Source organism: Acidimicrobiales bacterium (assembly GCA_036378675.1).
Taxonomy (GTDB): Bacteria; Actinomycetota; Acidimicrobiia; order Acidimicrobiales; family Palsa-688; genus DASUWA01.
Window position 1 is genome coordinate 114,347 of sequence record DASUWA010000043.1, and the last position, 8,530, is coordinate 122,876.

The 8,530-nt window shown below is 66.6% G+C and carries 11 protein-coding genes; 9 read left to right on the plus strand and 2 right to left on the minus strand.

The features are described from left to right. Positions 1-10 precede the first annotated feature (10 nt). From ccmA to VFZ97_14415, 9 genes are read left to right on the plus strand one after another with little or no spacing between them, the layout of a single operon-like run. Positions 11-718 carry a heme ABC exporter ATP-binding protein CcmA gene (ccmA, locus tag VFZ97_14375; protein ID HEX6394620.1) on the plus strand — a complete coding sequence of 236 codons (708 nt, stop codon included), beginning with the start codon at positions 11-13 and terminating at the stop codon, positions 716-718. Continuing rightward, on the plus strand, positions 708-1,376 hold the full coding sequence (locus VFZ97_14380; GenBank protein HEX6394621.1) for a heme exporter protein CcmB: 669 nt from the start codon (positions 708-710) through the stop codon (positions 1,374-1,376). Before ccmA ends, VFZ97_14380 begins: the two co-directional genes overlap by 11 nt. Beyond that, positions 1,373-2,116, plus strand: a complete 744-nt coding sequence (gene ccsA, locus VFZ97_14385; GenBank protein ID HEX6394622.1) for a cytochrome c biogenesis protein CcsA — start codon at positions 1,373-1,375, stop codon at positions 2,114-2,116. Before VFZ97_14380 ends, ccsA begins: the two co-directional genes overlap by 4 nt. Then, complete coding sequence (locus VFZ97_14390) at positions 2,113-2,241, plus strand: hypothetical protein (GenBank protein HEX6394623.1); 129 nt, start codon at positions 2,113-2,115, stop codon at positions 2,239-2,241. Before ccsA ends, VFZ97_14390 begins: the two co-directional genes overlap by 4 nt. After that, on the plus strand, positions 2,232-2,732 hold the full coding sequence (locus VFZ97_14395) for a cytochrome c maturation protein CcmE (GenBank protein HEX6394624.1): 501 nt from the start codon (positions 2,232-2,234) through the stop codon (positions 2,730-2,732). Before VFZ97_14390 ends, VFZ97_14395 begins: the two co-directional genes overlap by 10 nt. Next, positions 2,729-4,747, plus strand: a complete 2,019-nt coding sequence (locus VFZ97_14400; GenBank protein ID HEX6394625.1) for a heme lyase CcmF/NrfE family subunit — start codon at positions 2,729-2,731, stop codon at positions 4,745-4,747. Before VFZ97_14395 ends, VFZ97_14400 begins: the two co-directional genes overlap by 4 nt. Further along, positions 4,744-5,328: a TlpA disulfide reductase family protein gene (locus tag VFZ97_14405; protein HEX6394626.1), complete on the plus strand. Its 585-nt coding sequence runs from the start codon at positions 4,744-4,746 to the stop codon at positions 5,326-5,328. Before VFZ97_14400 ends, VFZ97_14405 begins: the two co-directional genes overlap by 4 nt. Continuing rightward, complete coding sequence (locus VFZ97_14410) at positions 5,325-5,804, plus strand: cytochrome c-type biogenesis protein CcmH (protein ID HEX6394627.1); 480 nt, start codon at positions 5,325-5,327, stop codon at positions 5,802-5,804. Before VFZ97_14405 ends, VFZ97_14410 begins: the two co-directional genes overlap by 4 nt. Next, a complete protein-coding gene (locus VFZ97_14415) occupies positions 5,801-6,580 on the plus strand; it encodes a tetratricopeptide repeat protein (protein HEX6394628.1) in 780 nt (259 codons plus the stop codon). Before VFZ97_14410 ends, VFZ97_14415 begins: the two co-directional genes overlap by 4 nt. Here VFZ97_14415 and VFZ97_14420 read toward each other — a convergent pair. Together VFZ97_14420 and VFZ97_14425 are read right to left on the minus strand one after the other, a co-directional pair. Further along, on the minus strand, positions 6,565-7,752 hold the full coding sequence (locus VFZ97_14420) for a cysteine desulfurase family protein (protein HEX6394629.1): 1,188 nt from the start codon (positions 7,750-7,752) through the stop codon (positions 6,565-6,567). The two genes, VFZ97_14415 and VFZ97_14420, sit on opposite strands and share 16 nt — an antisense overlap. Further along, positions 7,745-8,530 (minus strand): helix-turn-helix domain-containing protein (locus VFZ97_14425; GenBank protein HEX6394630.1); only part of this gene is annotated, 786 nt, incomplete at its 5' end. The genes VFZ97_14420 and VFZ97_14425, both read right to left, overlap by 8 nt.

Genomic DNA, 8,530 nt, shown 5'->3' on the forward strand with positions numbered 1-8,530 from the left:
AGCGGCCGTCATGGACCCTGTGATTCGCTTTCGCTCAGCCATCGCGCTGGTCGGCCGCTTCCCCGTGCTGGCCGGCGTCGACCTTGACGTTGCCCCTGGCGAGATACTGCTTTTGCAGGGCGCGAACGGGGCCGGCAAGACGAGCATTCTCCGCGCCTGCGCCGGCCTGCTTCCGGTCGTCGCCGGAGAGGCGCACGTCCTCGGCGAGGACATCACCGTCCACCCGCGGGCGGTCCGCCGCAGGGTCGGAATGCTCGGCCACGCGACGGCCCTCTACGACGACCTCACCATCGAGGACAACCTCGAGTTCGCCGTCAGGGCCGCCCGTGCACCTCGGGAGAGGATCACCCCTGCGCTCGAGAGGCTTGGGTTGACCGGCCGGCTTCCCTCGACGCAAGTCGGGGCGCTCTCGGCGGGTCAGCGCCGGCGCGCAGCGCTCGCTGTCTTGGTGGCCCGTGATCCCGAGCTTTGGCTTCTCGACGAGCCTCACGCCGGTCTCGACGCTGAGAACCGCGACGTTCTCGATGACCTGATCCGCGACGCGTCCAGGCGCGGCACGACCGTGCTGATCGCCTCCCACGAACGCGAGCGCGCATCCGTTCTCGCCGCCCGACGGGTCACCGTCGCGGGAGGCGTGGTGACCGACGACGCCCTTACTTTTTCGGAATCAATGTCATCAATGTCAGAGCCATCCAAGAGGAAGATCCATGTGGCGTGACGCCGCGCTGATCGCGGGCAAGGACGTGCGGGTGGAGCTGCGCAGCCGGGTGACGACAACACAGGTCGCCCCCTACGCGATCCTTGTTCTCTTGCTCTTCGGGTTCGCGTTCGATCAGAACCACACCATCCTCAAGCAGGCCTCCCCGGGCCTGTTCTGGGTTTCGGTGTTGCTGTGTTCTCTGTTGTCGGTGCAGCGGAGCTTCGCGATCGAAGCGGCCGACGGGGCGAGGGATGGTTTGAGGTTGAGCGGCCTCGATCCGGCAGGAGTCTTCCTCGGAAAAGTCGCGGCGGTCGCGTTGCAACTGGTGCTTCTCGAGGTGCTGCTCGGCACCGGGGTCGTTGTTCTTTTCGGAACGACACTGCGCAATCCCGCGCTGCTGGTTCTGAGCGCCGCGGCCGCGACCGTCGGGCTCGCCGCAGCCGGTGTCGTCTACGGGATGATGGCTGCGGGACTGCGTGTACGCGAGACGTTGCTCCCGCTGCTCGTGTTGCCTGTCGTCGCGCCGGTGCTGCTCGGCGCCACGCAGACGTGGATGGCGGCTCTCGGCCTGTCCCACACCAACGGTTGGCGCTGGATGGCGTTGTTGGGAAGCTTTGCGGCCATTTACCTGACCATAGGCGTGCTGGGTTTCGCGACTCTCTTGGAGGAAGCGTGAGCAGGAGGGGTACCGCAGACAGGACCACGCTCGTGCTGGGCGCGGCGACCCTGGCCTCCCTCGCGGTAACGGCTTGGCTCGCTTTCGTCGTGTCGCCACCGGACGTAACCCAAGGACAGCTGGTCAGGCTGATCTATGTGCACCCCGGCGCCGCGACAGCGGCCTATGTCGGGTTCGGGCTCTGCGCCCTCGCCAGCCTCGCGTATCTCTGGCCGCGAACTCGCAGCCGTCGCTGGGATCGCCTTGCAGCGGCCTCAGCCGAAGTTGGGGTTCTCTTCTGCGCCATCACGTTGGTCACCGGTTCGATATGGGGCAAGGCGGCGTGGGGTGTTTGGTGGACCTGGGATGCACGGCTGACCCTGACCGCGCTGCTCTTCGCGGTGTTCGTCGGATATCTGGCACTTCGTCGAACAGGCGGAGATCCCGACTCGCGCGCGAGGCGGAGCGCCATCGCTGCCGTCGTCGCCGCGTTGCTGGTGCCGGTCGACCACGAGGCGACGACCTGGTGGCAGACGTTGCATCAGGACAACACCCTCCTGCGACCGAACCCCAGCATTCACGGCTGGCAGCTGGTGACCATGCTGATGTCCTTTCTGGCGTACGGCCTTCTGTTCGCGTGGTTGGTGTTGCACCGTTACCGGGTTGAGCTGATGGAAGACCGGTTCGAGGAAGAGGGTTTTGCCGCCGCGATCGCCGAGCGCAAGGCCGAAGCGGGTGTGGGGAGCGGGGTGGGGAGTTGAGCGGCTACGTCGCGGGCGGTTGGGGAGCGGCAGCGTTCCTCCTCGCGGTTTACGCGTGGCGGACCGTCCACCGTGGGCGGGTTCTGGCCCGCCGGCTCCCCGACCGCGAGAAGACGTGGCGCTGAAGTCCTCGGATCGCACGCAAGTCGCGCTAGCCCCGCGACTCCGCCGGCGCGCCTACCTGACGTCGTGGAAACGCCGCGTCGTCGCCGGGGTCGTCGTCGCCGGCGCGCTCGGCTTCCTTCTGTTCGAAGGGCTTGACAACGCGACGGTTTATTTCAAGACCGCCGATCAGGCGGTGGCGGACCGAGCTTCGCTCGGCTCGCGCCAGTTCCGGATCGAGGGGACCGTCGAGCCGGGGGTGCAACAGGCGGCGGGCAGGACTCTTTTCTCGATCATCGCCAACGGCGTGAGCGTGAACGTGGTGGACAGCGCCGAGCCGCCCGAACTGTTCAAGGCCGGCATACCGGTCGTTCTCGAGGGACACTGGCAGGGAGCTGCATATGCGGCTGATCGGATCGTGGTCAAGCACTCGGCCAGCTACACCGAAGCGCATCCGAACCGGCTGAAGTCGCAACTCCCGGCATCGACGCTCCCGGGATCGGGACAACCGTGAACGCGGCAGTCGGCTACAGCGCAATCATCTTCGCTCTGGCGGGCGCGGTTGCCGGCTGCGCGACGCTGGTGTTCGGACTGGTTCGGAAAAAAGAAACGTTGCTCCGCGCCGGGCGCACCTACACCTGGGTCATTCTTCTTGGCGCGGCGGTTGCAACGATCGCTCTGCAACACGCGCTCATCACCAGAGACTTCTCGCTGCAGTACGTCTCGAACAACGACAGCCTGGCGACGCCTCTTCTCTTCCGCATAACCGCTATGTGGTCGAACCTTGCCGGTTCCATTCTTCTGTGGGGGCTGGTACTGGCCGGCTACTTGGCCGCCATCGCGGTCCATTTTCGCCGGCGCGTGACCGACCCGTTGGTTGGCTGGGCCACCGCGATCGCGTATGGCGTGGCGGTGTTCTTCTTCGGTCTCATGGCGACGGTGGCGAACCCGTTCACCCACGTGCACGGTGCTGTCCCCACCGACGGACCGGGCCCTGATCCTCTGCTTCAGAACCACGTGCTCGTCGCGTTCCACCCGCCGATGCTCTACCTCGGCTTGGTCGGCTTCACCGTCCCGTTCGCTTTCGCGTGCGCGAGCCTGATCACCGGGCGGGTCGGAGAGGGCTGGCTCATTGAGACGAGAAGGTGGACGCTGTTCTCGTGGGGTTTCCTGACGGCCGGGGTAATCCTCGGCGCCTGGTGGAGCTACGAGGTCCTTGGCTGGGGTGGCTACTGGGCCTGGGACCCGGTCGAGAACGCAGCCTTCATCCCTTGGCTCACTGCCACCGCGTACCTCCACTCAGTGATGGTCCAGGAGAGGCGGGGGATGCTCAGAGTCTGGAACCTCTCGCTCGTGATGGCGACGTTCTCGTTGACGATCCTTGCGACGTTCCTCACCCGCTCGGGTGTGCTGGAGTCGGTCCACTCGTTCAACAACACCGGGATCGGCGCGGCTTTGCTGACCTTCTTTGGGCTCGTTGTCGCCGGAGGAGTGGGTCTCCTCGCGTGGCGAGGTGATCGGTTGCGGTCGCCGGGCGCGATCGATTCGCCGGTGTCGAGGGAGGGCGCGTTCCTCGCCAACAATCTGCTCTTCGGGGCGTTCGCATTGGTGGTTCTGCTGGGAACCGTGTTCCCGTTGATCGCGCAGTCCCTCAACGGCTCGCAGATAACTGTCGGCGCACCGTACTTCGACCGGATGACCCTGCCGATCGTCGTCTGCCTCCTGTTCCTAATGGCCGTCGCGCCGGTGCTTCCTTGGCGCAAGGCGTCCGGAGAGCTATTGCGAAGCCGGTTGTTGTGGCCGTCAATCGCCGCAGTTGGTGTGCTCGTCGTCTGCGTCGCAGCGGGGGTGCGTGGCCTGAATCCATTGCTAGCCTTCGGCTTGGGGGCATTCGCCGGGGGTTCCGCGATCCGCCAGCTTGTCATCGCGACCCGTCGTCAGGGGTGGAGGGGATTCGTAGGACGGGCCAACGGCGGGATGGTCGTGCACCTGGGTGTGGTGTTGATAGCGGTGGCCTTCGCGGCCAGCCACTCGTTCGCTCATCAGACTCAGCTGACCCTGTCGCAGGGTCAGACCGCTCGCTTTGACGGCCACTCGTTTTCTTATCTAGGGATGAGATCCATCTCTGGAGCGACTCACAGCGCGGTCGAGGCGCTGGTCCGGGTGGACGGAGGCAAGGTCTACGGGCCGGCGATAAGCGACTATCCGTTTGCAAGCGAAGAGATCGGAACTCCGTCGGTGAGAAGCCGCCCCGGAGAGGACGTCTACCTGACGCTGGCCGCCACACCGGCCAAGCCCGGCGGCCCAGTAGTTGTAGGAGTGATCGTCGAGCCCCTCGTGATGTGGATTTGGATCGGTGGAGGCGTGATCATCGCGGGCTCGGCGTTGTCGGCGTGGCCCGGCCGGCGGAGGCGGCGACCCATCAAGCCGGTCGGAGCACGTGTCCCGGAGCGCGAAACAGGGCTCGACAAGGCCGAGATCCTGCTCGAGAAGCAACCGGTGGCTCTCCGGATGGAGGGGCAAGCGTGAGGCGTCGACCGGTGATGTGGATTGCGCTGGGGGCTGCAGTGGTGCTCGCAGTCCTCGTCGCCGTCCTAGCAAGCAGCGGTCCCGCGAGCCAGGTCACCTCTGCGAGCCCTCTGGTAGGCAGGACCGCCCCGGCAATCAAGGGAAAAGCGATCGACGGCCCCGGCAATGGTGCGGCCGACGTCAGCTTGGCCCAGTTCGCTGGCAAGTGGGTGCTCGTCAACTTCGCGGCGAGCTGGTGCGTGCCCTGCCAGGAGGAGATGCCGCAGCTCCTGAACTTCGACAAGCAGCACCAGGGCGCCGGGGATGCGCTGGTCCTTACCGTCGCCTACGACGAGCAGAACGTTCCCGGACTTGCTTCGTTCCTTCGTTCCTGGCACGCCGCCTGGCCCGCTGTCGATGATGGTTCTGCCGTCGTCAACTACGGCGTGGGTGGGCTGCCCGAGAGCTACCTGGTCGATCCTGCTGGGACCGTCGTGGCCAAGTACGTGGGTCAGATCAATTCGACGCAGCTCGATGCCGTTATATCCAAGGCAAGCGGAACCACGGCTTCAGCGGTACCGGCAACCGGAGCCGGCTCGTGATCTGGCGCCGCTGGCTGCCCTGGGTTCTTCTGGCCGGGATTGCTACCGGCGCGCTAGTCGTAGGGACACATCGCTCGCCCCCGTCTTCAAGCCCCGATGCCCGAGTCATGCACACGGCCGGAGAGGTCCGTTGCCCGGTGTGTGAAGGGCAGTCCGCCGCGCAATCGCAGGCTGCCGCGTCGGTTCAGATCCGCGACCAGATCCGGCAGGAACTTGCCGCCGGCGAGAGCGAGCAACAGATCCTCGCGGGGCTCGAGCGCGCTTACGGCCCGAGCATCCTCGAGAAACCTCAGGCAACCGGCGTCGCGCTCGTCGTATGGGTGCTTCCCGTTCTCGCCGTCCTGGCCGGTGCCGGCGGGCTCGCATTTGCATTCCGGCGATGGCGGGCACGATTGCAATGGCAAACGGGTGGTCCGAGCGAAGCCGACCGCCGGCTGGTGGACGACGCGTTGCGATCCCGAGAGGCGCCGGCGTGAACGACCCGTATCCGTCCGACAGGCAAGCCCTCGAGGAGGAACGCGACTTCTGCCTTCGCTCGTTGCAGGATCTCGACGCGGAGTTCGAGGCGGGGGATATCGACGAGGCCGACTACGACTCGCTCAGACAGGCGTACACCGCTCGGGCCGCCTCAGTGCTGCGCGCGCTCGCTGCTGACGACGGGGCCGGGGTCTACGACGAGGTCATCGCCATGCATCACGACGTTGCACCAGTTGCTCGGTTGGATGGCTTCGTGGCGTGGAGGCGGCGCGTGGGTGTCGGCATCGCGGCGGTGGTCGTTGCCGCCGGCGCGTGTTGGGTGGTCGTCGCCTCATCTGCCACCCGTCTCCCGGGACAGGAGATCACCGGAGAGGCCCTCGGGTCACAGGCCGTCGCCCAGCAGCTCGCCAAGGCCTCCAAGGCCGAGTCCAGCGGGGACCAGCTGTCCGCGGTCAAGGACTACCAGGCCATTCTGAGCTCGTACCCGAACCAGCCCGAAGCTCTTACCGGGGAGGGTTGGTTGCTGGCCGAGACCCAACAACCGGCTCTTCTCAAGCAGGGTCTGTCCATGCTCTCGAACGCCGAGAAGGTGGAGCCCGGCTACGCGCCTGCGCACGTCTACCGCGGCATCGCGTTGCTAAGTGAAGGCGACTACGCGAGCGCGATCCCAGAGCTGCAGTGGTATCTCGATCACAACCCGGATCCCCAACTCGCGCCCCGAGTTCGGCAGGCGTTGCGGGACGCTCAAACCAAGGCTGGTCAGGAAGGCGGGTAGGCGAGCGCCCTGAGCCTGCGTATGACGCGTGGCAGCGCCGCCGCAGCGCGATCGACTTCGGCCTCCGTGCTCGACCAACCAACCGAGAACCGCAAGCTGCGTTCGGCGTCAACCCCCATGGCCTCCAGCACCGGTGAAGGCTCCAGCGCCTCGGAGGAGCACGAGCTACCCGAGTGGGCAGCGATCCCGGCCTGATCCAACCCGATCAAGACCGGCTCGGCTTCGACGCCGGACAGACCCAGGCACAGAAGGCTTGGCAACCGGGCGGCGGGATCGCGCGGCCCGAATACCTCCACGCCGTCGATTCCTAGCGCCGATTCGCGCAGACGATCGATGAGCAACCCGGCCGCCTGGGCCTCGTCGCCCAACCGGCCAGGCGATGACAACTCGGCGGCGGCGGCGCCGAAACCAACGGCCGCGGGAACGTTCTCCAACCCTCCGCGTCGTGCCCGTTCCTGCATCCCGCCGACGATGAACGGCGGCACCCGAAGGCCCCGCCGAACGAGCAGAGCTCCGGCTCCTCTGGGTCCGCCCATCTTCGCAGCGGAGACCGACAGGAAATCCGCGCCGAGTTCATCGAAGCTGATGGGGACATGGCCCGCAGCGGCGGCGGCGTCGACGTGCAACATCGCGCCGTACAGCTCGCATATCGATGCGATCTCGCGGACCGGTTGAATGGTGCCGACCTCATGATTGGCCAGCTGGCAGTGGACCAGAACCGGCCCGTCCGTGTCGGCTACAGCCATGCGGACCTGCTCGTCGTCTATGCGGCCGGTCCGGTCGACTCCCACCCAGACCAGCTCGCCGGCGTCCCGCTGAGAGGCATCTCGCACCGCGCTGTGTTCAACGTGCGAGAGAACGACACGCAGGGATCGTTCGCTGTTCCTGGCGGCAGCGCCGAACACCGCCGCGTTGATCGCTTCGGACGCTCCTGAGGTGAATATCACCTGGCGGGACCTGGTTCCCAAAAACCCGGCGACGTTCTCGCGGGCCTCCTCGAGCGCATACCTCGCGGTCCACCCCTCGGTGTGAACCCTTCCCGGGTCCGCCGCATCGAGCCACCGGAGCATCGCTTCGCGCGCTGCGGGCCGTAGCGGAGACGCAGACGCGTGATCCAAGTATGCGCGGACAGGGCCGTCGGCGTCGGCGCCGGGGGTGCTTACATCAGACAAGGCTGACGCACGCGTCGTCGCCCAGCGCCCTGGACGACTCGGTCGAGATCACCGCCTCCCCGTAAAGGGAGGACAGCATCCCGCGCACCATGCCCCGGTCCACCGCGCAAATCACCGGGTGCTGGCGGGCGGTGTCGAAGAACGGGCAGGCGTCTTTGATCAGCGCCAACGAGCCGCCACGTGCCTCGGCATGCGCTTCGAAACCGTGCGCGGTCAACGCGTCCGCGATCGCATGGAGCGCCACCCTGAAGGACCGGTGTCCCTCACCGGGCGACATCTGCGCTGCCAAGCGACGTCCATAGGTTTCGCCGACCAACTCGGCCATCGCCTCAGCCTTGTCCGGCGGGACCAGCGCGAGGGCCTCACCGAGCAGCATGATCAGAAGGTCGTCGCCGCGCCGGGGAGAGACGACGCCTGTGTCTCGCGCGGACTTTCGGTAACGCTTGGAGGGGCGGCCGGCACCACCGCCGGAGGGGCGAAGCACCTGAACTTCCAGGTAACCGCCGGCCGTGAGTTTGTCCAGGTGATGCCGAGCGACGTTCGAATGCAACGCGAACTTGTCCGCGACCCCGGAGGCGGTGACACCCTCGTGATGTTCCCGGGCGAACAGATAGATCTGGCGGCGGGTCGGGTCGCCGAATGCCGACGTGACCGCGGCGACAGCAGCGGAGAACTGCGCGTCGGTCAGCGGCTGCTCGGCACTCGAGGACGCGGCGGGTGTATCTGCCGCGAATTCGGCCTCTGATCGGGCATCGGCGGACTCTGCCTTTGACCCCAC

Bases quoted from the DNA above. Each gene is read 5' to 3' on its own strand.
- VFZ97_14380 (HEX6394621.1), top strand. From the start codon at position 708: ATGTGGCGTGACGCCGCGCTGATCGCGGGCAAGGACGTGCGGGTGGAG.
- ccmA (HEX6394620.1), top strand. From the start codon at position 11: ATGGACCCTGTGATTCGCTTTCGCTCAGCCATCGCGCTGGTCGGCCGC.